Source organism: Marinobacter sp. AC-23 (assembly GCF_001858325.1).
Lineage (GTDB): Bacteria > Pseudomonadota > Gammaproteobacteria > Pseudomonadales > Oleiphilaceae > Marinobacter.
In genome coordinates this window covers 333,244-357,603 of record NZ_MBPP01000001.1, presented here as the reverse complement: position 1 = coordinate 357,603, position 24,360 = coordinate 333,244, and the positions used below count along the sequence as shown (strand labels likewise).

General features: G+C 52.4%; 21 protein-coding genes and 4 pseudogenes. 14 read left to right on the top strand and 11 right to left on the bottom strand.

The annotated features are described in order from the left end of the window. Positions 1 to 4: 4 nt before the first annotated feature. Both BCA33_RS01645 and BCA33_RS01640 read right to left on the bottom strand, forming a co-directional pair. Positions 5 to 1,621, bottom strand: coding sequence for an FAD-binding oxidoreductase (locus tag BCA33_RS01645; protein WP_071263087.1), 1,617 nt, complete (start codon positions 1,619 to 1,621; stop codon positions 5 to 7). A gap of 128 nt (positions 1,622 to 1,749) precedes the next feature. After that, on the bottom strand, positions 1,750 to 2,409 hold the full coding sequence (locus BCA33_RS01640) for a type II secretion system protein N (RefSeq protein ID WP_071263086.1): 660 nt from the start codon (positions 2,407 to 2,409) through the stop codon (positions 1,750 to 1,752). 258 nt (positions 2,410 to 2,667) lie between these two features. On the opposite strand from BCA33_RS01640, the pseudogene gspE reads away from it, so the two are divergent. The 12 genes and pseudogenes from gspE (at position 2,668) to gorA (ending at position 12,519) form a co-directional block, all read left to right on the top strand. Then, positions 2,668 to 4,175: pseudogene (gene gspE / locus BCA33_RS01635) on the top strand (type II secretion system ATPase GspE). A 3-nt stretch (positions 4,176 to 4,178) separates the two neighbouring features. Then, a pseudogene (gspF, locus tag BCA33_RS01630) lies at positions 4,179 to 5,387 on the top strand (type II secretion system inner membrane protein GspF). Positions 5,388 to 5,431: 44 nt separating this feature from the next. Further along, positions 5,432 to 5,883 (top strand): annotated as a pseudogene (gene gspG / locus BCA33_RS01625) (type II secretion system major pseudopilin GspG). 3 nt (positions 5,884 to 5,886) lie between these two features. Beyond that, on the top strand, positions 5,887 to 6,459 hold the full coding sequence (gene gspH / locus BCA33_RS01620; RefSeq protein ID WP_368087202.1) for a type II secretion system minor pseudopilin GspH: 573 nt from the start codon (positions 5,887 to 5,889) through the stop codon (positions 6,457 to 6,459). Next, entirely contained in the window at positions 6,422 to 6,820 is a 399-nt protein-coding gene (gene gspI / locus BCA33_RS01615) for a type II secretion system minor pseudopilin GspI (protein WP_302848210.1), read from the top strand. Before gspH ends, gspI begins: the two co-directional genes overlap by 38 nt. After that, entirely contained in the window at positions 6,817 to 7,122 is a 306-nt protein-coding gene (locus BCA33_RS21125) for a type II secretion system protein J (protein ID WP_254774103.1), read from the top strand. The genes gspI and BCA33_RS21125 overlap by 4 nt, the downstream gene beginning before the upstream one ends. After that, a complete protein-coding gene (gene gspJ, locus BCA33_RS21120) occupies positions 7,113 to 7,553 on the top strand; it encodes a type II secretion system minor pseudopilin GspJ (RefSeq protein WP_368087204.1) in 441 nt (146 codons plus the stop codon). The genes BCA33_RS21125 and gspJ overlap by 10 nt, the downstream gene beginning before the upstream one ends. Further along, the gene (gene gspK, locus BCA33_RS01605) at positions 7,553 to 8,572 is read left to right on the top strand and encodes a type II secretion system minor pseudopilin GspK (protein ID WP_071263084.1); all 1,020 of its coding nucleotides are present in this window, start codon (positions 7,553 to 7,555) and stop codon (positions 8,570 to 8,572) included. Before gspJ ends, gspK begins: the two co-directional genes overlap by 1 nt. Positions 8,573 to 8,574: 2 nt before the next feature. After that, the gene (gspL, locus tag BCA33_RS01600) at positions 8,575 to 9,879 is read left to right on the top strand and encodes a type II secretion system protein GspL (RefSeq protein ID WP_071263083.1); all 1,305 of its coding nucleotides are present in this window, start codon (positions 8,575 to 8,577) and stop codon (positions 9,877 to 9,879) included. A gap of 4 nt (positions 9,880 to 9,883) precedes the next feature. Then, positions 9,884 to 10,414, top strand: a complete 531-nt coding sequence (gene gspM, locus BCA33_RS01595) for a type II secretion system protein GspM (protein ID WP_071263082.1) — start codon at positions 9,884 to 9,886, stop codon at positions 10,412 to 10,414. A 55-nt stretch (positions 10,415 to 10,469) separates the two neighbouring features. After that, positions 10,470 to 11,132, top strand: a complete 663-nt coding sequence (locus tag BCA33_RS01590; protein ID WP_071263081.1) for a GNAT family N-acetyltransferase — start codon at positions 10,470 to 10,472, stop codon at positions 11,130 to 11,132. 26 nt (positions 11,133 to 11,158) lie between these two features. Next, a pseudogene (gorA, locus tag BCA33_RS01585) lies at positions 11,159 to 12,519 on the top strand (glutathione-disulfide reductase). A 25-nt stretch (positions 12,520 to 12,544) separates the two neighbouring features. Here the strand turns inward: gorA and BCA33_RS01580 are convergent. The 4 genes from BCA33_RS01580 to BCA33_RS01570 are packed head-to-tail and all read right to left on the bottom strand — an operon-like array spanning position 12,545 to position 17,631. Next, a complete protein-coding gene (locus tag BCA33_RS01580; protein WP_254774102.1) occupies positions 12,545 to 13,837 on the bottom strand; it encodes an ATP-binding protein in 1,293 nt (430 codons plus the stop codon). Then, positions 13,834 to 14,493: a hypothetical protein gene (locus BCA33_RS21115; RefSeq protein ID WP_254774101.1), complete on the bottom strand. Its 660-nt coding sequence runs from the start codon at positions 14,491 to 14,493 to the stop codon at positions 13,834 to 13,836. Before BCA33_RS21115 ends, BCA33_RS01580 begins: the two co-directional genes overlap by 4 nt. After that, on the bottom strand, positions 14,486 to 15,460 hold the full coding sequence (locus tag BCA33_RS01575) for an ABC transporter substrate-binding protein (RefSeq protein ID WP_139172853.1): 975 nt from the start codon (positions 15,458 to 15,460) through the stop codon (positions 14,486 to 14,488). Before BCA33_RS01575 ends, BCA33_RS21115 begins: the two co-directional genes overlap by 8 nt. A 47-nt stretch (positions 15,461 to 15,507) precedes the next feature. Then, positions 15,508 to 17,631 carry a TonB-dependent siderophore receptor gene (locus tag BCA33_RS01570; protein ID WP_139172852.1) on the bottom strand — a complete coding sequence of 708 codons (2,124 nt, stop codon included), beginning with the start codon at positions 17,629 to 17,631 and terminating at the stop codon, positions 15,508 to 15,510. A 209-nt stretch (positions 17,632 to 17,840) separates the two neighbouring features. On the opposite strand from BCA33_RS01570, the gene BCA33_RS01565 reads away from it, so the two are divergent. Further along, positions 17,841 to 18,287: a hypothetical protein gene (locus BCA33_RS01565; RefSeq protein ID WP_254774100.1), complete on the top strand. Its 447-nt coding sequence runs from the start codon at positions 17,841 to 17,843 to the stop codon at positions 18,285 to 18,287. An 11-nt stretch (positions 18,288 to 18,298) separates the two neighbouring features. Here BCA33_RS01565 and BCA33_RS01560 read toward each other — a convergent pair whose 3' ends face one another. The 5 genes from BCA33_RS01560 to BCA33_RS01540 all read right to left on the bottom strand — a co-directional run bounded on the left by BCA33_RS01560 (position 18,299) and on the right by BCA33_RS01540 (position 23,145). Beyond that, a complete protein-coding gene (locus BCA33_RS01560; protein ID WP_071263078.1) occupies positions 18,299 to 19,300 on the bottom strand; it encodes a bile acid:sodium symporter family protein in 1,002 nt (333 codons plus the stop codon). 2 nt (positions 19,301 to 19,302) lie between these two features. Continuing rightward, positions 19,303 to 19,980, bottom strand: coding sequence for a FadR/GntR family transcriptional regulator (locus BCA33_RS01555; protein WP_071263077.1), 678 nt, complete (start codon positions 19,978 to 19,980; stop codon positions 19,303 to 19,305). Positions 19,981 to 20,116: 136 nt separating this feature from the next. Beyond that, positions 20,117 to 21,598 (bottom strand): NAD(P)/FAD-dependent oxidoreductase, encoded by a 1,482-nt coding sequence (locus BCA33_RS01550; protein ID WP_071263076.1) that lies wholly within the window; start codon positions 21,596 to 21,598, stop codon positions 20,117 to 20,119. Between the two features lie 177 nt (positions 21,599 to 21,775). Then, positions 21,776 to 22,048 (bottom strand): YebG family protein, encoded by a 273-nt coding sequence (locus tag BCA33_RS01545; RefSeq protein WP_071263075.1) that lies wholly within the window; start codon positions 22,046 to 22,048, stop codon positions 21,776 to 21,778. A gap of 128 nt (positions 22,049 to 22,176) precedes the next feature. After that, positions 22,177 to 23,145 carry a beta-ketoacyl-ACP synthase III gene (locus tag BCA33_RS01540; RefSeq protein ID WP_071263074.1) on the bottom strand — a complete coding sequence of 323 codons (969 nt, stop codon included), beginning with the start codon at positions 23,143 to 23,145 and terminating at the stop codon, positions 22,177 to 22,179. A 261-nt stretch (positions 23,146 to 23,406) separates the two neighbouring features. On the opposite strand from BCA33_RS01540, the gene BCA33_RS01535 reads away from it, so the two are divergent. Continuing rightward, positions 23,407 to 24,330 (top strand): glutathione S-transferase family protein, encoded by a 924-nt coding sequence (locus BCA33_RS01535; protein WP_071263073.1) that lies wholly within the window; start codon positions 23,407 to 23,409, stop codon positions 24,328 to 24,330. Positions 24,331 to 24,360 lie beyond the last annotated feature (30 nt).

The window sequence follows — 24,360 nt, the reverse complement described above, 5'->3', positions numbered from 1 at the left end:
CCGCTTATTCCAGCAAGGTTTTCGGGTTAAGAATGCCTTCCGGATCGAAGGTTTGGCACAGGGAGCGGATTGCCAGCATGCCCAGTTCACCTTTTTCTACCGGCAGAAAGGGCGCGTGGTCTTTGCCAACACCGTGTTGATGGCTGATGGTGCCACGGTTGCGCACGATCAGTTCCGAGGTTGTGTTCTTTAGGTGTTTCCAGCGTGCAAGGGTTTCTTCGTAGCTGTCTGCGGCCCGGAAAACATACGTGGTATAGATGCTGCACCCTTGTCCGTAAAAATGGGACAGGTGGGTAAATACATGGGCACGCTCGCTTTTGCTTTCTTCGCGGGTTTGAAGACCCGTGCGGAGGCTGTTCTCCATCAGCCCAAGAAGGTTGTCTACATTGTCCCAATCGGTTGCGGTTTCCAAGGTGTCCACGGCGTAGCCCATTTGCCAGAGCGCTTCACGGAGGTAAGGCATAGTGAAGCGCTTTTCGGCCCATTTTTTGCCAAGCCGAGTACCCGTATAAACTCCTTTGTGTTCGCTGCAGATGCGCTTGGCTTCCAGTTTCGCGCTGCTGCACTGGTGCTTACTGCCGGTGAGCCCAAAGGTCATCATGCACTTGCCGTCGGCGGAGCCACGCAAGGAGAGCACTTTTTCCAGCATGCCAATCAGGTGAGGGTGCCCGGCCAATGCCAATTGAGTTTCGGTTTCAATCGCGTTGCTGAGTCGCAACATAGAAAGCTGAGTGCGGTTCTGCACCAGCTTGCGGCAGGCAGTTTGGGCGCTATCCCAATTTGGGAAAAACACAACATGGAAGCTTTCCTGCTCTGGCAAACGTGTGACTCTTACCTTTACTTCGGTGATCAGGCCAATGCGCCCCTCGGAGCCCAGAATCATCTCGCGAATATCAGGCCCTGCGCTGGAAGCCGGAATGGTTGGCAAGTCCAAAGTGCCTTTAAGAGTTTCAACCCGGCCGCCGGCAAACAGTTGCTCGATTCTGCCGTAACGTAAGGATTGCTGCCCGCTGGAACGAGAAGCCACCCAGCCCCCGATGGTTGAGAGCTCAAAGGACTGAGGAAAGTGCCCCAGTGTGTAGCCATGAGCCCGTAACTGGGATTCTACGAGTGGTCCGGGCGTGCCTGCGCCAAACGTTGCTATTTGGCTTTCCCGATCCAGATCAATAAGGCGGTTCATGCCACCCATATCGACAGTGAGAACCGGCCTGTCGCTTGCCAGCGGATTAATGTGGCCAGCAACGCTGGTGCCACCACCGTAGGGAATCAATTCGATATTGCCGGCCTGGGCGTACTGCAGGAGCTTTTGCACGTCCAGACTGCTTTCAGGGCGCGCGACGCCGTCCGGGAATACGCCAATATCACCACTGCGCATCGCTAGCCAGTCTGGCAGGCTTTGGCCGCGGGCGTGGCGCACGCGTGCCTCGGCGCTTGTGTCGATAAACTTGGCCACAGCGGCGTCAACTGGAAGGCGTGTCTCAGTAACCTTTGCGCATACTGATTCGAGGGAAACATCACTCAGAGGTTTACCGGCACCGACACGGTCAGCGAGAAAGCTTTGCCCTTGTGCCGGTAGCTCCAGATTAAACTGCTCATCGCCCCAACCGTTCCAGCGTCGCATCAAAGTTCACTCCCGTTTTTAATTGAATAGCAGACAGTTTATCTATTTATAAGGCGCACACGCTGTCCCATAGCGACATTAACAGTGTCATTTGCCGACATAGCACAGAGTGCGGACATATTGAACGACTAACCGTTGGTGCGTAGGCGTTCCCGGAGCTGTTCGAGGCGCTGGCGAATTTCTTCCCGGCGTTGTTGGTCGTTTGCTGCAGGTTGCCGCGATTGGGTGGGCTTTTGGGTGACTGCGGATTCCGGGCGTTGCACGGCAGAGGTTTGTTGGAGGTTGTCAGCGTCGGATGAGAAGCTCATTCCGGAATCGTTGTCGGTCTCTGGGAAATACAGGTTTTCCAGCTTGCCCGAGCGGTCAAGAATGACGCGATTGGAATGCACAGAGCGCAGTTTTGCGTTGCCAGGTAGTTCATCACCCACAATAAAGACGTCAGTATTGCGCTTGTCATCTTCTATCAAGGCACTGCCAGGGAAGTCGCCGTCGGCCGCGAGAACGCCTCGAAGAAAGATTTTGAGGTTGGTTTCTGGTAAATCCTCAGTGCTTTGTTGGGTTTGAATGCCGTCGGGCTGAGCAGTGCCAAAAAACTCTAAAGATGCAAGTGCCAAAGTGGGAGTGCTGCGCTTTTCGGTAAGCGGTTGCGAGGCCGCGTTGTTACCGAGAGCGGTTTGTTGGTTTTGGGATTGCCAGAAGCTATAACCCTGCCACGCAGTCGCGCCCAGCATGGCCAACCCTGCGATAAAAGCCAGAGCGAGTGGAACCTTTGGATTGATAGAAAGCATTGATCGTCCTGAATGCAAGTTCGCCAGCTGCCAAAGAATTGTTAGCTAAGAAAAGGCTGGCTAATAAACGCGGCCTGGAAAATACCGAAAGTACCACAGGTTATCAGAATAGCGTCTTTTAATGGGAGTATAGTGTACAGGGTTATTCAGCGGGCCTATATCCTGTGGTAGCCTTCTTGAATCGTATGAAACAGAAAGGGTTTCAGAGTGTGCGCGTGCGCACAAAACCCTGATTGCCTGATAATAACGAGGACAACCTTGACCACAGAAACCGAACTTCAGCCGCAGGATGCTCCGCTGGGTCGTCTCCCTTTTACCTTTGCAAAGCGCAACGGCGTTATTCTGACCCGCTCAGAAGAGGGCAACCCGGTTATTTTGGTCAGACCCGGCGCGCCTCACTCGGCATTGGCGGAGGCCAACCGTATAGGGGGTGGCCGTGCGCGATTTATCACTATTGAGCCAGAGCGCTTCGACCATGCGTTGAACGCTGCCTATCAAAACGACTCTGCAGAAGCCATGCAGATGGTTGAAGGTATTGGCGATGACATGGATCTGGCCTCTCTCGCCGATTCGGTCCCGGAAACGGAAGATCTTCTGGAACAGGAAGACGACGCGCCGATTATCCGCTTGATCAATGCCATTCTGACCGAAGCGGTAAAATCCAGCGCGTCCGATGTGCACATTGAAACCTATGAAAAGCGCCTGGTGGTGCGGTTTCGTGTTGATGGGGTACTGCGGGAAGTTGTTCAGCCCAAGCGGGCACTGGCGCCGCTGTTGGTTTCGCGAATAAAGGTTATGGCAAAACTGGATATCGCTGAGAAGCGGGTACCCCAAGACGGTCGAATCGCACTCCGCGTTGCTGGCCGGGAAGTGGATATTCGGGTTTCTACAATGCCTTCGTCTGGTGGCGAGCGGGTTGTGCTCCGCTTGTTGGATAAGCAGGCTGGCGCCATACGGCTGGAATCCCTGGGCATGGCTCCAGACGACCTGAAAATTCTGCGCAGGCTTATCCATCGGCCTTACGGCATATTGCTTGTAACCGGGCCAACCGGTTCCGGTAAATCCACAACGCTTTATGCCTCGCTGCAAGAAATAAACGACCGTAGCCGCAACATTCTTACTGTTGAAGATCCTATTGAATACAACTTGCCGGGTATTGGCCAAACCCAGGTAAACCCCAAGGTTGAGATGACGTTTGCCCGAGGGCTGCGCGCCATTCTGCGTCAGGATCCTGATGTGGTGATGATTGGTGAAATACGGGATCTTGAAACCGCCGAGATTGCTGTACAGGCCAGTCTCACAGGTCACCTTGTATTATCAACTCTGCACACGAACACTGCGGTAGCGCCATCACCCGACTTATGGATATGGGGATCGAGCCTTTCCTGATTTCATCAAGCTTGGTTGGTATCGTGGCCCAGCGCCTTGTTCGGGTGTTGTGTAAAGAATGTCGGGAGGCATACACGCCAACTGAAGAGCATTGCGAATTTCTGCAGCAGGATTTTTCCGAGCCGCCAACCATCTACCGAGCGAAAGGGTGCGATAACTGCAACCAACTTGGCTACCGGGGGCGTATAGGTATTTATGAAGTGGTTGAAGTAACCGAGGAGATCAGCGCATTGATTCACAAACGGTCGGGTGAACTGGATCTGGAACGGGAAGCGCGCCTTAAAGGCCCGAGCATTCATGCTGATGGTGTCCGGAAGATACTTGAGGGTGTGACCACCGTGGAAGAGGTGCTCCGCGTTACGCACCGGGGCAAGTGACCTATGCCTGCCTATGAATACAAGGCTCTGGATGCACGGGGAAAACAGAAGCAGGGCGTGGTAGAAGCCGATGCACCTCGCGCTGTGCGCCAGCAGTTAAGGGAAAAAGGCCTTACGCCACTTGCGGTTGAACCTGCGGTTCAAAAGCGCACTCCCAGCAATCCATTAAGCGGCGGTGGCTCTCTGGCGGCCGCCGATCTTGCGCTGGTTACACGCCAACTGGCAACGTTGATTCAATCGGGAATTCCTATTGAACAGGCGTTATCTGCAACCGCTCAGCAAACCACCAAACCACGTATTCGCAGCATGCTCATCGCCATTCGCGCCAAGGTTATGGAGGGCTATACGCTGGCAGATAGCCTTGGTGAATTTCCCAAAGCGTTTCCGCGGCTTTACCGGTCAACCGTAGCAGCAGGCGAGCATGCGGGGCATTTGGATTTGGTTCTTAACCGGTTAGCCGACTACACCGAGAACCGGCAGGAAGCACGCCAAAAAATCCAGCTGGCTGCAATCTACCCGATTATTCTGAGTTTTGTAGCGATTGCCATTGTGGTGTTCCTGCTTACCTACGTGGTACCGGATATTATTGATGTTTTCCTGAAACAGGGTCAGGAATTGCCTGCGCTGACTCAGCCATGTTGGCCATGTCGGAATTTCTTTCCAGTTACGGTGTCTACCTCTTAATTCTTTTGGTGGCGGCCTTTATGACATTTCGTTACGCGCTCACCAAGCGGCCTTCAGGATGCGTTTTCATAAACGCCTGCTGCATCTGCCTTATTTTCCGGAATGGTTCGAGGTGTTAATACGGCCCGGTATGCCAGTACGCTTAGCATACTCACAACCAGTGGTGTGCCGCTGGTTGATGCCATGAGAATTGCTGGAGAAGTGCTTTCCAATGACTATTTGCGTCAGGAGCTGAAAGAGGCCGCACGTAAGGTTAGCGAAGGTGGCTCTTTGCACCGGGCGCTGGATCAGTCCGGTTACTTTCCACCAATGATGCTGCACATGATTGCCAGTGGCGAGGCCAGTGGCGAACTGGACAGCATGCTGGAGCGTACAGCGAACATGCAGGAAAACACGCTGCAGTCCAAGATTGCCGCGATTGTTGGGCTGTTCGAGCCCATGATGCTGTTGGTGATGGGCGTGGTGGTGCTTATCATTGTAATGGCCATCATGTTGCCGATATTGAACATGAGCAACCTGGTTGGGTAATCGCTCAAGAACCCCCCTAAATTCAACCAAAAACGAGTGAAATAATGACGACGAAACATCTAAGTACGCCGCAATCCAGCCGAGGCTTCACGCTTATCGAAATCATGGTCGTGATGGTCATTCTTGGCTTGTTGGTAGCGGTTGTCGCGCCGAACATTATGGGCCGGAGTGATCAGGCTAAGGTAACTGTGGCGGAGACGCAGCTCACCAATATCTCAAAGGCGTTGGATATCTATCGCTTGGATAACAGCCATTATCCATCTACGCAACAAGGCCTTGAGGCACTAAGCTCCAAGCCTACCGGCAGCCAGAGCCAAAAAACTGGAGCCCGGACGGTTATATGAACAACATCCCACAAGATCCTTGGAACAACGACTTTCAGTATGTAAGTCCTGGCACTGAAGGCGCCTACGATCTTTACTCTTATGGTTCCGACGGCCAGGAAGGTGGTGACGGAGACGCGGCGGATATCAGTATTTGGAACATTGGCAGTTAATCTATGATGGCTTCCGAACCAGGAAACAGCAGCGGTTTCACGCTTATTGAAATATTAATTGTCCTGGTTCTGGTTGGGCTGCTCGCCGCGCTTGCGGTGTTCACCATGGGTGGGAACTCCCAGCAGAGGGAGCTGCAGAACGAGGTGCGGGAGTTGTATTTATTGATGCAAACCGCATCGGATCAGTCCGTACTGAATAACCTGGAACTTGGGTTACTGCTTGAAGAAAACGGGTACCGCTTTGTTGCTTTTCAAGATGAAACAAACGATTGGCAGACTTCCGGGGAGCGTATATTCCGGGCTCGAGAGTTTCCTGAGTGGCTGGTCGCGACAAGATTTATTGAGAGTGACACTCCCCGCCTGGCGTCGGCTGAAGACAAACTCCGACCAGATGTAGTGTTTTTTTCCAGCGGGGAAACCACGCCATTTGAGCTGGAGTTTACGGTTGGTAGTGATACGGATTATACCAGACCCTGGCATCAGATGGCATCACTCCCATTCAGTGGCGGAAGCCCGGCGATGAGGCAGACGACTGGTGATAAGGCAAAATCCATCAAGCTCGCCCAGATCCGCTAGCGGATTCACGCTGATTGAGGTGATGATCGCGTTGCTGGTGTTTGGGCTGATTGCTTCAGCGGCAGCCGAGGTGGGTAGCCAGTATATTTCCAGCTATGAGCGTATCCGTGACAAAACTCTCGCGGGCTGGCTTGCTGAAAACCGTATCAATGAAATCCGCCTGGAGCCTAACCTGCCGGGCATCTCCGAAAATGCCAAAGACGCAGACTACGGCCCATTTAGCTGGCAAGTAACCACAAAGGTACTGGCCACCGCCGAGCCTAAAATGCGCCGGGTTGAAGTAGAGGTTGCCCGTTATCGCGAAAGCCGTTCAGAGCCATATCCTGTGCACACGCTTTCTGCCTTTGTGGGTGAGAAATGACGAGCCAGCGAGGGTTTACGCTTCTTGAGGTTTTGGTGGCTATTACAATCACTGCCGTGATTGGTATTGGCGTGTGGCAAGTGTTGAGTGGGGTCATTCTGTCCCGTGACCGGGTTGATGAGCTTGCCGAAGGTTTTGATGGTGTTCAGCGGGCAATGTTGCTGCTGGAACGGGATATTACGCAGATAGTCAATCGGCCGGCCCGGGACATTTATGGTGATTTCAAACCGGCATTGACCAGTCGTGAAGATGAGTTTGCTTTAATGCTGACCCGCCAGGCTGGCGTAATCCGCTGGGCCTGAGGCGCAGCAGTCTGCAAAGGGTTGGATGGGAGTACACCGGCACCGAATTGCGCAGGCGCTACTGGCCCACCGTGGATCAGGGCCAGGAAGATAATAGTCAGGATTTGTTGCTGCTTGAGGGCGTTACGGCGTTCGATCTTAGGTTTTTGAACGATCAGAACGGCTGGGAACAAGAATGGCCCTCGGATGAGTCCATGGCCGCACTGAGCCCCGGCAGTCGCCCGGATATTCCGTTTCCTTTGGGTATAGAAATAACACTTGAACATGAGCGCTTTGGGGAGATGGTGCGGGTTTTTGTGCTTCCGGACTTTGATTTTTCGGGTGCGCAAGGCTTGGTTGATCAGCTAAACGAGGCTCCAAACGAGAAAGATGGAAACGATGAAGAGTCGCCTGCTGAGGGCACCACGGGGCAGGGGGGTAACGAGTCGTGATGACATGTTCTTCTCTGGCTCTGCCCAATGCACGGCCAAAAAAACAGCAGGGTGTGGCGCTCATCATGGTGCTTCTGGCCATGGCGCTTGTCGTTATGCTCGCCTCGGGGATGACCCAACAGCAAAGTATACGAGTATTCAAAGCCGGGCATTATCTGGCGCAGCAGCAAGGTCGGAGCATCGCTCTGGGTGCAGAGGCCTTTGCTCGCCAGATTCTGATACGAGACTTTGAAGAAGATAAAGAAGACAGTTTAATGGTCGACAGCCTTGATGAATTCTGGGCGATGAATGCGGCTGTTTTGCCTCTGGATGCCAACGGGGTGGCGGAAGTTCAGATAGACGACCTGGGTGGGCGGATAAATCTTAATGATTTGGTGTCTGCCAACGGCCAGTTGGACCCAATAACCAAAGATCGTCTTACCCGTTTACTGATTGCTCTTGGTATTACCGGCATTTCTGTAGATGCCTTGGTCGATTGGATTGATCCGAACGATCAAACAATCAGTGCTTACGGAGCGGAAGACGGCCAGTACCTAATGGCAGAGCCAGGTTTTCGTGCTGCGAATCAGCCGTTTGTAAGTGTGTCTGAACTCCGGTTAATTGAAGGGATGACCGAAGAAATATACGTAGCGTTGCGGCCTCATGTGGCGACCTTGCCGGTCAGCGGATTAGGTATAAACGTGAATACCGCCAGTGCGGAAGTGCTGATGTCCTTGCACGATGAGCTGACGGCAGCTCAGGCTGCGTCTATTCTTGAAAAACGTAAAGACGAGCCCTTTGAAAACCTACAGGACTTTATGGCACTCCCAGAGTTCGCAGCACTGGGCCTGAAGCCTGTGGGGCTGGGGCTGCAAACCCGTTTTTTTGAAGTTGTTTCAAGGATTACCTACGATGACCGTGTTGTAAATATGGTGAGTACGGTTTTCCGTAATCAGGAAGGTGATGTCCGGACGGTTCACAGGGATACCGGACAGAAAAATCGCATTACCAAAGAGCCCTATACCATCTCGGAAGGATAACCATGTCTTATCGCCTCTATGTGCGGCCTTTGCCACCTTTTTCGGACCTTGGGGAAAACCCGGAAGACCGTCTGTACAACTGGGTGCTTTACGATGCTGGCGGTGACGCCCAGGCTCAGGGCAGCCGCGATCTCCGCAGCACAATCGAGCAGACACTTAGCCAAAACGGCCTTGAAGGTGTGTTGCTTGTAGGTCTTATTCCAGGTGATGAAGCCATCTTCTGTATGGCGGATATTCCTGCGAAGCAAAGCCGTTTCATTAATCAGGCCTTGCCCTACGCGGTTGAAGAGCAGATAGCTCAGGATATCGATAGTGTTCACCTGGCACTCGGCCCCCACGTTCAGGAGGGATTCCGGGTTGCAGCGATTGATCGGGGCAGGATGGCCCAATGGCTTGAGTTGTTTAGTCATTGGGCCCACGCGAGATTGGATGCTATTTATCCCGACGCTGCCTTGCTGCCAATAACAGATGGTGGTTGGTCGATTTGTCTGGATGGCGAATCTGCCATGATGGCCAGCGATCGCGGCGAATGGCTTAGTATGCAGTCTGCCAACCTGGGCATGTTTGCTCACACCTTGGCTGTGCCGCCTTCAGAAGACGTGGTTGCTGAAGTCCCGGTAGTGATTTACGGCACAGAAATTGAATTTGAAGAGCAACAGGCCGTACTCGGTGAGCTCATGGTTCCCGGGCGACTTTCTGTTCGCCGCGAATCGTTAGAGCTTATGCCGCTAGAGCTGCTGGCCCATGCTCACCACCACCATCTTTGTCGCCCCATCAATCTGTGTCAGCGTAATTTCTCAGTAACTGGCGGTAAAACAAGCCCCCTGAAACCCTGGAAGCCGCTTTTTGCTGTAGCGGCAGTCTGGTTTGTGGTGCAGGTGGCGCTGGATGCGGGAATGGGCTTTTATTATGAAAAGCAAGCCGAGGAGATGCGGATGCAGGCTATGTCCGCCTACCGAGAGGCCTTTCCCAATGACCGCAGAACCCATGCCGGAAACGTAAAGCGAGTGATTGAAGGGCAGTTGCGCATAGCGGGTTCAGATGGTCCTGATATAGACTTTGTGACGCTCATGAAATATACCGGCCAGCAATATGCGAATGTAGCAGGGGCCGGCTCAGTAACGTTCAACTCTATAAATTACAGCCAATCCCGAGGGGAGTTGGTGGTGGATGTGCGTGCAGAAAGCTACGACCGCTTGAGTGCTCTGCGCAATGGCCTGTCGAGCCAAGGGCTTGAGGCTAAAATTGGCTCGGTTGTCAACGAACCCAGCGGTGCTCGTGGCCGCCTGACGGTATCCGGAGGTTAAGGCTATGTTAACGAAACTGAAAGAGCAGCCGTCAGTGGGAAAGCTGATTGCCCAGTATGATCAACTCCCAAAGCGGGACCAACAGGCACTTACGGTGCTAGGTATTGCCGTGCTTCTGGGGATTCTCTATTTCGCAGTATGGAGTCCGGTTGCGAAATTTCACGATCAGGCAGCTGCGAGCAAAGAAAACGCCGTAGAACTGGCGGCCTGGATGCAATCCAACGAACCAGCTATCCGGCGCCTGGGCAACAATGGCGCCGGGCCTGCCGCCGCTTCAGCAGATGTGCCAGCTGATGGCCGCGCGTTGATGGGCTTGGTCACTCGTTCTGCAAGGGAGTCCGGGCTCACGCTGCAACGTTTTGAGCCCAGTGGGGAGGGCGCTATACGGGTGTGGTTGGAAGCGGTTCCCTATTCAGAGGTTGCAGCATGGCTTGAAATGCTCAATGGTAGACATGGGGTTGCGATTGACCAAGCAGCTCTGGACCGCGCAGGCGAACCCGGCCGGGTATCGGTTCGTTTAACACTGGCAATCTGATTCGGACTAACTGGGTTCCGGGGTAGGTTCTTCGGACAGAGGCAGGAGCGCAAGCATGAGTAGCGACAGCGATAACAAACCGGAACCGGTTATTGTCCGCCTGGACATCAGTGCTTTGAACGAAGCCAGATCGATTCTGTATGATGCTTACCGAAACGAACCAACGTTTCAGTATCTGTTCAATCACCGAAAACCTGGCTATAACCAGCGTGTTCGCGCCACGGTACGTGAACTGGTTGATCTCTATTTTGAACTGGATCAGGAAGCAGTCGGCGTGATGGTCAACGATTCGCTTGTTGCCGTGGCGTTCATTGGCGATCCGGATTTGCGGTTGAATTTGGCAAGTCAGCTTAGCTGGAGGATTCGCATGGTGTTAACGGCAGGCTTTGCCTCTACCCGCCGTTACCTGGATTATCACGAGAAAATACGTGCCATGTTGCCTCAGCCGTTGGCGCACCAGTTGCCATTGATGGGGGTTAACCCTAAATATCAGAACCGTGGTTACGGCCGGCATTTGCTAAGAGCTGTTCAGCGGCTTTGTGCAGATAATCCGCGAGGAACGGGGCTGGTCCTGGATACCGGCAATAGTCGCTATTTGCCATTTTACGAGTCGGAAGGTTTCCGCAGTCTTGGGAAAATTCGCCTGGGTGGTTTCGAAGATCACATATTGTTCCGGGAAATTCATCCGGAAGCCAAGGCAAAATCCGTTCAAAATTAACGTTGTAACAAGTAACAGGAGACACAGTGTCTGACAGCCTCGATTATGATCTGATTGTTATTGGTGCCGGTTCCGGTGGTGTGCGCTTGGCGCGTATGTCAGCCGGTCGCGGAGCTCGGGTCGCAGTAGTTGAATCCCGCTATCTCGGTGGTACCTGCGTTAACGTGGGTTGCGTACCAAAAAACTGTTTGTTTACGGGGCTCACGTTCACGACGAGTTGGAAGACGCAGCAGGTTATGGCTGGAATGTGCCAATGGACGGTGTCAGCTTTGACTGGCCCACACTTGTTGCCAATAAAAATACTGAAATAGAAAGGCTCAACGGCATTTATGCCCGCCTGCTTGAGAATGCTGGCGTTACGGTTATTGAAGGCACGGCATCCATAAAGGATCCGAATACCGTAGTTGTAGGCGATAAAGCATACACAACGGCGCACATAACGGTTGCGACAGGTGGCTGGCCAGTTATTCCCGACATTCCGGGTAAGGAATGTATCCTCACCTCGAATGAAATGTTCTATTTGCCTCAATTGCCCAAGCAGGCTGTTGTCTGGGGTGGCGGGTATATAGCCGTAGAGTTCGCCGGTATTTTGGCCGGCTTGGGCGTTGAGACCACGCTGTTGTACCGGGGCGACCTGTTCCTTCGCGGGTTTGATAACGATGTCCGTCGATTTACCGAGCAGGAGATGCGTAAAAAGGGTGTGCGGCTTGAATTTGGCGTAACCATCGAGACCGTAGAAGCTGAAAACTCTCACTACCGAGTCAAGCTCAGTAACGGAGAGGTTATGGAGACTGGTCTGGTGATGGCGGCAACGGGCAGAAGGGCACTGGTAGACGGTCTGGGCCTGACCGAACTGGGCATCGAACTGAATGCCTCGGGGCATGTGATGGTGGACGACTATTTCCAGACTTCAGTGCCTTCGATAACCGCGCTTGGCGATGTAATTGGTACGCCGCAACTCACGCCGGTGGCGCTCGCGCAGGGGATGGTGCTTTCCCGCAGGCTGTTTGGGGACGGTGAGGGCGAGATGGACTACACCGCCATTCCTACGGCCGTCTTCTGCCAGCCAAATATTGGCACAGTGGGATTAACGGAAGAAGAGGCGCGGGAAGCTGGACATACTGTGAGGGTCTATCGTTCTGAATTCCGGCCCATGAAATACGTGCTAAGCGGCCGTGATGAGCGCTGTCTGATGAAGCTTGTGGTTGATGACGCAACGGATCGGGTGCTTGGAGCCCACATGGTCGGGCCTGATGCTGGCGAAATTACTCAAGGTCTTGCTGTGGCCATTAAGGCCGGAGCGACCAAGGCTCAGTTTGATGCCACCATGGGCATACACCCGACGTCTGCTGAAGAATTTGTCACCATGCGAGAGCCTGTGGCCTGATCAGAACGGGAGCCCAGGGAGGGGCTTAGTTTTCTGGTAACTTCACCCAGCGCGCCACAACTTCTCGTAAGTGTTCCTTTCGCACCGGTTTGGATAGGTAATCATCCATACCGCTTTCACGACAGTTAAGCTCCGTGCCGGGTAATACATCTGCTGTTAGTGCGATCACTGGCGTTCTGCCCACATCGTTGCCGGATTCCCATTCACGGATATAGCGTGTTGTTTCATAGCCATCCATTACTGGCATCTGGCAATCCATAAGAATGACGTCATAACCCTGGTGGCTGGTACGGACGTTATTCAGCGCTTCTTTGCCATTGGTAACCATGTCGGTATGAAAGCCAAGGTGTGTAAGCAGAGCAACCGCAACACGCTGATTTACCGGGTTGTCCTCAACAACCAGGGCTTGCATCGAGGGCGATCGACTTGCTGGTATAGCAGGTTCAGATGGCCTGGGTGTTTCTGTTGGAGATGCCAGTTCGAGAGGTAGCTCAAAGCGGAACGACGAACCTTGCCCGAGGCTTGTTTCCACCTGAACATGCCCCCCCAAAAGTTCAACCAACCGTTGCACCAGAGATAGCCCCATACCAGCACCACCAAAACTTCGGTTATCACCGGCATCAAGCTGTTCAAATGAGCCGAACATATCTGAGACTCGCTCCTGGGGGATACCGCTACCTGAGTCGCTTACCGAGCAGGTGAGAATGATGCAACCATCTTCAACACCACAGCAGCCCGCCTGCACGTTTACAAAACCCTCGTTAGTGAACTTGATTGCGTTATCAAGCAAGCACGCAAGGATCTGGCGAAGCCGTGGGGCATCGCCTAGAACAAGATGTTTTTCGGGCCAGTCGCCGTAGAAGTTCAACGTTAGTGCTAGCCCGTGTTCTTCCGAAATATGTCGATACGACGCAACGCAATTCCCGATCAGGGTGCGCAAATTGAATACTTGTTGCTCCAAATTGAATGCGCCGCTATCTATGCGAGAATAATCAAGAATATCGTTGATAACGGTCAGAAGATCGTCCGTAGACTGCCGAGCTGTTTGCAAGTAGTCCTTTTGCCTTAAGCTCAGTGCTTCTTCCTGAACCAGGTCGATCATACCTAGTACACCGTTTAGTGGTGTACGTAGTTCGTGGCTCATAGTCGCCAGAAACTCGGATTTGGCGTTGCTTGCGGTTTCCGCTTTATCACGAGCATGCTCCGAAACAGCCAATGTTTGATCCCGTGAAGATTTCAGTGTGCCAAGGTGCTCGGCCAGTTCATTGAGTTGTTGTTCAATGGCAATAAGCTCACGAGAGTTGCCTCGCCTGTTCACTTCATTAATCCGATAATCCCTTTCAATAAGGCGACTGATGCGCCAGATACCTGGTAAATGGGGGAGAGAATTGTGTTCAGGAAATGCCGAACCACCAAAATGGTAAATAGCAATAATAACAACCCAACCGTAACGGACGACCAGAGTATGTCGTTCCGTCGCGCTTGCAGAACCCTGTCACTAACACCCACCTCAACGGTACCTACTCGCAGTGCTCCCGGTGCATAGCCGTATTCCGGCGCGAACCAAGAGGCCTGCCGATTCGTTTCAAACTCCAGGGGCTTCTGTAGAATCTCTGCCGCGTAGATTGTAACTCCAGCTGTTGGCTCCGTTGCGGGGGTGTCGTCCCTGGCTGCGAAACCAATCGGATCACCCATAACATCGGTTACACGAACCCAGTCCGCTTTGCTGTACTGAATAGATTGAGACAGCATTTCCTGAAGGGCCAGAGTGTTACCAGCTACAACCGAATACTCCAAAGAAGGTGCCAAGCTGTCGGCCAACAGCTGGCTGCTCTCAGAAAGGTCTCGCCGTGCATCGTCAAGCCGTGCCGAGGTAAAAAAACCTATCAGCGTAATAAACATCACAATGGCGGGTAATGCGCCCAGTAGTAAAAGCTTCCGTGATAGTAGCGTTCCGATGGAGTGCTTACTCATCAGCTTGTCCTCCCCGGTTCTTTAACCGCTGCACGACGGTCTGAATGATTTTCTCAGGAGGTGCCAGAGGAATATTGAGTGACCGGGCTACCTGTTGGTTGATCTCCACGCGAAAAACGCTCGTGTAATCCGCTTCTGGAAAGTGGCCGGTTTCAAAAAACACCTGCAAATAATTGGCGGCTATCTCTGCCATAGCAGGGAAGGGGGCATAACCCGAGGCTATAGAGCCGGCTTTTACATAAGTTTGGCTTGGACCAATAACAATTCTGTTTCTGCGATAGGCCGTCAGAAGGATGTGTTTGATGGTTCGGGGGTTGTATATGGCGTTGTCTGGAGCGGCTAGCAGAAAATCGCCGTAGCTTAGTGCTCTGATGAGCGTGGGGATGAGTTGTTTGTCATCGTTAACCACAAATAGGCGCGCCTCCAGATTATATTCAGGAAGCTGGCCAATGAGCGTGTCGTAAAGTTCTGCAGTACTGGTAGTGGCAATCAGTGCAATTCGGGTAGCCTGAGGCAGAATGGCTTTTCCGATCAGGGCTTGGCGTATAAGTGGAACCCCGTGATAGATACCTGAGATCATCCCCTGCGAGCGGCGAGCGAAACCTTCCAGAAAATCTTTTTCCACCATCAGGGCAAGTATGGGCGCATTGCGGTTAGCCTGGCGCACACGGGAAAATGCACCTGGCCCGATGGTGACTATGGGATCTATCTTGGTGAGGGCTGCCTGTGCATCCGAAATGACAATCAGATCTCTCTCGCTGCCCAGTGATTTCTCAAGCAGGGTCTGAATGTGCCGGTCTAGGGCGGTATTGCCGGAGACTGCTAAATAGACGGTTGAGCGATCGTTACTCTGGGCTTGGGCAAAGGTTGTCCCCGTCAGCGTGATCAGTGCCAAAAAAACGAGAAGATGCGCTTCACAGATCAGCGATTTTACCGTAATTGCGGCCTGGCCCTTTAAAAAATACACGTTTTCTTTCATACCATCCCAGGCCAGAAACGTTCCCTGATTACCGATCAGAAGCGGATGCCTGCTTCCAGGAAGAGCTGGTTCTGATCTTCTATATTATTGTCAGTGCTCATGATTGGCTCATCGTTTATATAGTGTTGCACGGTTAGAGCCACTTCTGCCGAATATCGCGGCTGGAAGAACCGTTTTGCGAGGCGAAAATCGATGCGCTCAAATCGTGTATCTTTGAATTTATTTGCCCAGTAATAGGCTGTGGAGCCCTTCAAGCCAAATGGCAGGTTCTGAATGAGCGCCAGACTGCCTGAGTGCTTTACTGAGAGGCGGCCAAGTAGATCGACGTTGTACTCTTGTTCGCCGCTGTCTATATCGCCGTTCCCATCAAGAATGCCTGAACCTTTGTACCAATCATCTTGATCAAGGTAGCCATAGCTGACTCTAAAGGTGGTTCCGGGATACTCAAGGGCCGCTTCGACCTCTACGCCTTTTTGGTCGATATCTACATTGTTATCAATGGACCAGTCATCAAACTGGATGAGGCCACTGATCATATCTCGAAGTTCGTCTTTGAATACACGTACTTCCAACGAAAACTGTCCCCGCTTCATAGGAAATTGTCCGAAATAACTGATTTCCCTGGAAACGATGGTTTCTTCTTCGAGTTTCTTGCCCAAGGTGACGTAGGATTCATGCTCCCAAACAGCAGTGCTGTTGACCCGGTAGCCTTCGTAAGCAGCATACTTTGCTGGCCTGACGTTCCTTAGTGTATATCCGTAATCGGGGTTTTGCTCGAAACCATCTGGTGTGCGGACAGCTTTGGAGTACACGAATCTGAGTGCGTGGTTATTTCCGAGGATGAAGTTTGCAGCAACACGTGGAGAGAAATAGCCCCGATCGGTGGTTGTCGTCCGTTCCCAGTTTCCGCCTCCGTTCAGCGTGAGCCAAGTGATGGGCGTGTATTCCAGATTGCCAAAAACTCTGGATTGATAGTTATTGCCGCGCCCGTTGAAAAACGTTTCAGAACGATACGTGTCTTTGCGGAAACCTAAGCCTGTAACCAATTTCAGATCATCACTGAATAACAGTGTGTCCTGAAGTTCGAATTCCAGCCTGGAGTCTTCGGAATCTGCGTTTATCTCAGCGATCAGCGGGGTTCCGCCCGGCTGGAAACAAAGAGGTCGATTCTGTCTGTAAAATACCAGCACGTCGTTAGCAAGACAATCTACGGCAGACTCAGGGATCGCGATTGGCCAGCGTTGCCTGCGGTTGTAGTTCTCGAAGCTCACCTGGAAGTGAAAAAAGTGGCTCTGCGAGGGGGTGAAATTGAGCTGTGTCTGAAGGTAATAATCCCGAACATCAATGTCAGGGTCGCCCGTCGCTCCAAGCTCGCCGTTTTTATATACGTCTTCTTCATTAACCCCATCGACGACACCCACACGGATATCTGCGCTGAACCCGGAATTTATCTTTAAGCGGGAGTCATAATTGAACGTGTTGATGTCGTGACCATCGTTGAAAGGGGTCCGTTCATCATCCTCAATCTGGTAGTCAAACCCGCCAAACTTACGTTTCTCATAAGCCAGTCGCCAGTCGTAACTTTCATCGGTATCGCCAACCGAAGCAAACGTGCGGGTGTAGTTTCTGCTGCCTCGAATGACCCGAATCTCTGCACCGGAGGTGTCTGCTGGATTGCGAGTAATAATGTTGATGGTACCCAGAAACGCATTGATGCCATAGGCGGCTGAATTCGGCCCGCGGCTTACTTCGATTCGCTCAATGAGCTCCATGGGAACCGGCATGGTTTGCCAGTCCATATCAGATAGAGTGGCCCGGTGCGCAGTACGGCCGTCAACCAGAACTTGCATGCGTCGCTGTTCATAATGCACAGTGCCGTGATAGGTCGTGACGGGGGTACTGCTGCCAACCTCTGCCACAACCATGCCGGGAACAAGGCGGAATACCTCAACCAGGCTCATGATGCCGAGATCCCTGATCATCTCACCAGCAATCACCGTGGTGCTTCCAGGCACTCGTGTTTTAGGCTGCCGTAGCCTGGTGGTTGTGAGCACCTCTGGTATCTCATCGTTAAACCCATAGAAGCCGATCTGTTCGGGTTCGTCCGATAGAGGTTGAGCTGCAACTTCAGCTATCACTGAGCTGAACAATACGGACATAACGAGCGCTGTCGGTACAGAACGGCTTAAGCAGCGCGCCGGCGGCCATAATAGGTAAGCACTGAAATTCGTAACGGGCATGGTTGTCGTTCTATAATCGGCCGAGTTGGAAGGTAGAGCAGTAGTTTCTTATGTTTTCACTATCGTATTTGACTACACGCCATTTGTCTCTCAAAAACGTAATGAATCGATAGGGTGGGAGTATGAATTTGAGTGGAGTTGATCGCGAGCTGGACGCCTCAGAAGGACAGGTAGTCCGTGAGGTGATGATTCAGATCAAGGCACTGCTGAACGATTCCGGCAGAAGCCGAGACGTGGGTATCTGGAAGGCCATACTCTGTGAACCGCCGGCTGATCAGATGCCTTTACGCCGGGAAATTGGTCGACAACTGGAGCCACAACTTCGGCCCATGGCCGAAAACGGCAGTTTTCCAGTGCCCGTTGTTGGCTTTCTTGCTCAATGGTTTGACTGGCACAGCCTCCAAGATGCCGTAGCTCAGGAAGAGGAGCGCGAAGACCCAGTGCCAGATCCGGGGCGAGAGCCACAGGATGATGAACCCCCGCAAATGGTCAATTTTTGGCCGGCAGTGATAGGTTGGATTGCCGGTTTGGTTATACTCGCCACTCTGTTCGGGGGTATGGGGGGCGGCTCATAGTCACCCCTTTTCTACTGTGTTTCCGTTTCGGCTGCTTTGGATTCGGCGATTTTCTCCCGATATTTCTGAGCCAGAATAGCACCGAGAATTACCTGAACCTGGTTGTAGCACATAATTGGCAGAACGATCATGCCGAACCCTGGGTGCCCGGAAAACAGCACTTTTGCCATGGGCAGCCCAGAGGCCAGACTCTTTTTTGAACCGCAGAAGACCACCGCAGCTTCATCTTCCAAGCTGAACCCGAACCGCCGCACCAAAAACCTTGCAAAGAACATAAACAGCGCCAGCAGCCCGATGCACAGAAAAACGGTGAGAACCACGGCTTTTACTGGGAGGTTTTGCCACAAGCCGCTTTCCACCGAATGTGAAAAGGCGGAATACACGATCAGCCAGATCACGCACTTATCGTAGCGCGCCATAAGGCCTTCATTGCGGGCCAGGAAGCTTCCTAAAATAGGCCGCATTGCGTGGCCGACCGCGAAAGGCAGCAGCAACTGCACAATAATATCCTTAAGCGCTTCGCCCACCGCAAAGTCTCCGCTGCCCGCAGAACTCACCAGAAGTAATAGCAGGAAGGGTGTCAGCATCATCCCAAACACGTTGGATGCGGCAGCGCTGCAGATAGCGGCAGGTACGTTACCTCGGGCCATGGCGGTATAGGCAATGGATGAGGACACAGCAGACGGCAATACCCCCAGATACAAAAAACCAAGCCCCAGATCCGCCGGCATCCAGGTAGGTGCAAAATTGCTCATGCCATTAATGGGCAGCACTGCAAGAGGAAAGAACCCGAACGTAAGCGCAGTGATAAGTATGTGCAATCGCCAGTGGGATGCCCCTGCAACAATTTGCTCCCGGGATAGTGCTGCGCCGTGAAAGAAGAAGAGCAGGGCAACGGCAACCGTTCCAGCTGTCGCCAATAAATCTCCGGCAGTGCCTGTGGCTGGCAAAAACGAAGCCAGCACAATAGCGCCGAGCAACATGATGGTAAAAGTGTCTGGCCTGAACTTCATGGTCAGGAGCCTCTTTTTTGAAGGGCGTTAAGGCTGGGAGCAAGAAGATCCTGAGCAAGCTTTTCTGCTTTTACTGAATCTTGACGGCGAACAGCAGCCAGAAGGAGTTCGTGATCTTCCTGTGAAGGCTCGGGCAGGTCTGCATCGCTTTCGGTGCGCTCAATGGTCTGAGTGATGGCGTGGGAAAAGTAATCGTACAATTCTGCCAGTGCTGAGTTATGGGATGCGGCCACCAGTGCATGGTGAAAGGATTCGTCGTGGCGGATACGCGCCGCGAGGTCTGAGTCGGCCTTACCCCTTGCATCCAGAGCTGTGGTCATAGCGCGAAGGTCTTGATCGGTACGCCGTTGCGCTGCCAGTTTAGCCGCTTCAGTTTCCAACATAATGCGCACTTCCAGCTGATCTGTGAGTTGGGTGCGGGCGATGCGCTTAAGGGTTTCTCCCGCATCCCGTGTTGCTCTTACGTAAGTGCCGTCTCCCTGCCGGGTTTCCAGCATACCTACGTGGGCCAAAACGCGCACAGCCTCGCGCACGGTGTTACGACTAACGCCCAGAGCGTCAGAGAGTTCAGATTCCACGGGTAGTTTGTCACCCACAGCCCATTGCTCTGTTTCTATGGCGTGTCTCAGGCTTTCTATGGCAGTTTCCACCAGTGAGCCTTTCTGGATCTTTTTCAACATATGTTTATCATCCGCTTAGCCGATCAACCAATCATCCTATGAATTTAAGATAAGCGCAAATGCTTGGATCAAAAAAACGGAATCCTGGAAACAGGAATGCGGGACGAGCACTTCTAGGTAAGCCCGGTGCCGGAACCTACCCGGCCGGGTAGAGGAACTGATAATCCGCTGTGTCCACATGGCGCGTGGCACGGCGGTAGGAGAATGTAAAACCCGGCCAGTTCAGAGTGTTTTTCCCGTTGGCGTCAAGATACCAGGATGAACATCCAGAGCTCCACACACTGCCTTCAAGCTCTTCCTGAATGACACTGGAGTATCTCTCTAAACTGTCTTTGCGAACATCCATGGCCGCGCCCGGGTGCTTTTGCAGGACTCTAAGGCAACCGAGAACATACTGGAATTGCGACTCGAGCATGTAGAGAATTGAATTATGTGCCAGGTTGGTGTTTGGCCCATACAGCATAAACAGGTTCGGAAAGTTGGAGACAGTTATGCCCTTGAAAGCTGTAGCGCCATCTTGCCAGGCTTGGTTAAGTGTTATGCCGCCGCACCCGGTAACCCGAATTGGAGATAGAAACTCTGAGGCACGGAAGCCGGTACCAAAAACGATGGCGTCAACGGGGTAGTGTTTGCCTGATTGTGTTTGCACACCGGTGGTATCTATTTTCGTGATGGGGTCTGTAATGAGATCCAGGTTGGGCCGATTGATGGCCGGATACCAGTCGTTGGAGATCAGAATCCGCTTACAGCCAATCTGGTAGTCCGGAATAATGTGTGTCAGTTTTTCCGGATCGGTAACGTGTTTGCGGGCTTCATTTTTAGCCTGCAGGGACAAAACCTTCAATAGGCTACTGAACCCCGTGAAGGCCAGGCCCCGGCTTTCGTTCTTCCAGTAGATCAGGTAGCGGTACAGTCTGTCCCAAGCCGGAATGGCCTTAAACAGGCTTTGTTCCCAGCGTTTGAAGGGCCGGTCTGGCTTCGGCACAACCCATGCCGCTGAGCGTTGGAACAGCGCGAGAGAATCCACTTTGTCTACAATTTTTGGTACAAACTGAATGGCGCTGGCGCCAGTGCCGATAACCGCAACCCGCTTGTTCTTCAGATCGTAATCATGATCCCAGCGTGCAGAATGAAAGAAAGCACCTTCGAAATCATTCATGCCCTCGATATTGGGCCAGGCAGGTTGGTTGAGCTGGCCGGTAGCCGTGATGACTATCTGTGCGGCAAGCGTTTCGCCATTTGTTAACCTAAGCGTCCAGTGGTTTCCAGCATCGTCAAACACAGCTTCAGCCACTTCGCAGTTGAAACGAATCTGGTTTCCCAGTCCATATTTTTCAACGCAATGCTCCATATAGCCGAGGAGTTCATGTTGCAGCCCAAATTTGCGCGACCAGTCGTGTTTTGGCTCGAATGAGTAAGAATAGAAGTGCGACTGCACGTCACAGGCGGCACCGGGGTAGGTGTTGTCTCGCCAGGTGCCACCGACACGCGCGGCCTTTTCCAATAAAATGACGTTTACGAAACCGGCATTTTTTAGCTGGATTGCCATGCCGATGCCGCCAAATCCTGTCCCTATAATGATGACCGAGGGCTGCGTGCTGCTTTTTATTTGAGTCATACGAAGGGGTCCGACTTTGTTAAAATAATGACGCCTTGTTCACTATACGTTTCTGTCGCCCGCTGAGTCATGTCTATTTGCGCCAGAACGCCTCATAAAACCATCAATTCAGGGATGCACAGAATTCTGCCCAGGGGGTGAGCAGAAGCGGTTTGATATGGGGGGCTGCTACTCAGGTTATTCCTGAGTAGCATTCAGAAGGTCTGGCTTTTTCAGGGCCTTCTGGAAGAGGTCTTTGTCCTCGGCGATGGCCATGGCGCACTTTTCTGCCATATCGTCGCCTAGGCCTTCCACTTTCCGAGCCAGGTAAACCTGAATTTCTTCCGCCAATTCCAGCACTTTATCCCTGGCATCGGCATCTGCTTTTGATGTGAAAAGCATGGTCTCAGGGTTTTTTAATGCCATATCCAGGCCGTCCCTATCGGAAAAATAGACTGCTTGTACCGCCATGGTCATTCCTCGCAGTGAATGTCTGCTTTACTGTATAAAAATACAGTGTAGCCGACTCCCACATAGAAATATACCCAATTGAGGTAAACGCAATCAGCCCATAGAGAAAGCTAGAAAAGTACCATTGATCAGTAACGCATCAGTGCTGAGCCCCAGGTAAAGCCTCCTCCAAAGGCTTCAAGTAATACAACGTCATCGCGCTGAATGCGGCCATCTCTAACAGCGACATCAAGGGCAAGAGGAATAGAAGCTGCTGAGGTATTGCCATGCTTGTTAACAGTAACCACCACCTGATCCATCGGCATGCTCAGCTTTTTTGCAGTGGCCGAAATAATGCGAAGATTTGCTTGGTGGGGAACCAGCCAGTCGATGTCGGATTTTTGCATCTGGTTGGCCTCAAGCGTTTCATCAACGATTTTGCCCAATGTATTCACGGCAACTTTGAACACTTCGTTGCCTTTCATTTCCACAAACGCTTCGCCGGCCTTAACTCGGTCAAATCCATCGGCAATACCGCAGGGCACGTGCAGCAGCTCTTCGTACTGGCCATCGGCATGAATGTGCGTGGAGAGAATGCCTGTTTCTTCATTGGCTTCCAGAATCACCGCGCCGGCGCCATCCCCGAACAGCACGCAGGTGCCCCTATCCTTCCAGTTAATGATCCGCGAGAACACTTCGGCGCCAATAACCAGCGCTTTTTTACTGGCCCCAGTTTTTATGAACTTGTCGGCGACAGAGAGCGCGTAAACAAAACCACTGCATACGGCCTGAATGTCGAAAGCAGGGCAGCCATGGATGCCCAGGCGTGCTTGCAGAATGCAGGCAGAACTGGGGAAAATTTTATCCGGTGTGGAGGTGGCAAAAACGATCAGGTCGATCTCGCTGGCATTTATGCCGGCGGCTTCAATGGCATTTAATGCTGCCTGTTCCGCAAGGTCTACAGTGGTCTGGCCTTCCACGGCAATGTGCCGTTGCTCAATGCCGGTGCGCTCACGGATCCATTTGTCCGTGGTATCAACCATCTTTTCTAAGTCTTTGTTCGTAACAATGTTCTCTGGCAGATAAGAGCCAGTGCCGGCAATGCGTGCAAAGGTCATTCGCGAAAATCCCACGGTGTATCTGATTGGTGAGCTTTGTGCATTCACGGGAGCCTTTTTGCGGCCCGAGGTACTGAATGCATTTTAAATGCTCCTTGGCTTTAGACCATGCTATACCCCTAAACCTTTGTCTGTTATTAGCGGTTTGTCAAAGACGCCCGCGAAAACTCTGCATTGATGGGCCCATTTCGCCTCACATAACCGCCGGCATGTGCCGTAATCTGCGTTACACTTTAGTTTTGAAACAAGGACATACTCCGAATGCCTGATCTGATTCTCTACAATTATGCGTTATCGCCTTTTTCCGAGAAAATCCGAGCAATGCTCGGGTACGCCAACCTGCCGTGGTGCTCCGTTACTGTTCGTGAAATGCCACCCAGGCCGGAACTGAGTGTGCTGACGGGTGGTTATCGCAAAGTTCCGGTGGCACAGATAGGTGCCGATGTTTTCTGCGACTCACGCGCGATTGCTAGCGAAATAGCACGCCTTGCTGGCAAGCCGGAACTGATACTGGAAGAACAGCCAGAAGAGGTGCAGGCGTTTGTTCGGGAAGCAGATTTGGAGATTTTTCTGGCTTGTGTGATTTCTGCCAGCGACGGACAGATGCTGCGCAAATTGATCCGTGAAACCTCATTGATGAACACACTTAGATTTCTTAAAGACCGCATTAATATGGGCCGGAAATCGCGGGTAAAAGCCTTGCGAGGCAAAGCTGCGAAAGAAAAAGTCATGGCTCACATTGCCAGCCTGGACCAGCGCCTTGAGGACGATTTTCTGTTTGGACCGACTCCTTGTGTCGCAGATTTCTCCGCCTATCATGGGCTGTGGTTTGTTTCTGACCTTGCAGGTAAGCCCTGGTTGCAAGACTACCCGAAGGTAAGTGCTTGGCTGTTACGAATGAAGGCATTCGGGCACGGCCAGCCAGAAGAACTTAGCGCCAACGATGCGGCCGTGCGAGCCAAAATTTCACAGCCGCGGGCACTGCCACCCACCGAAGGCAATGCTCAGCTGAGCCAACAAGTTACCATTGCGCCTGACGACTATGGCCGTGACCCAGTCAGTGGAACGCTTGTTTACACCGATAAAAACGTCACCATTCTTGCCCGGGAAACTCACGAAGTAGGGCTTGTGCACGTACACTTTCCGAAACAGGGTTTTCGTGTACGACCCGTTGAGTCACACTGATTAGAAAGCTAGCTAACCCTGGAGCTTAAT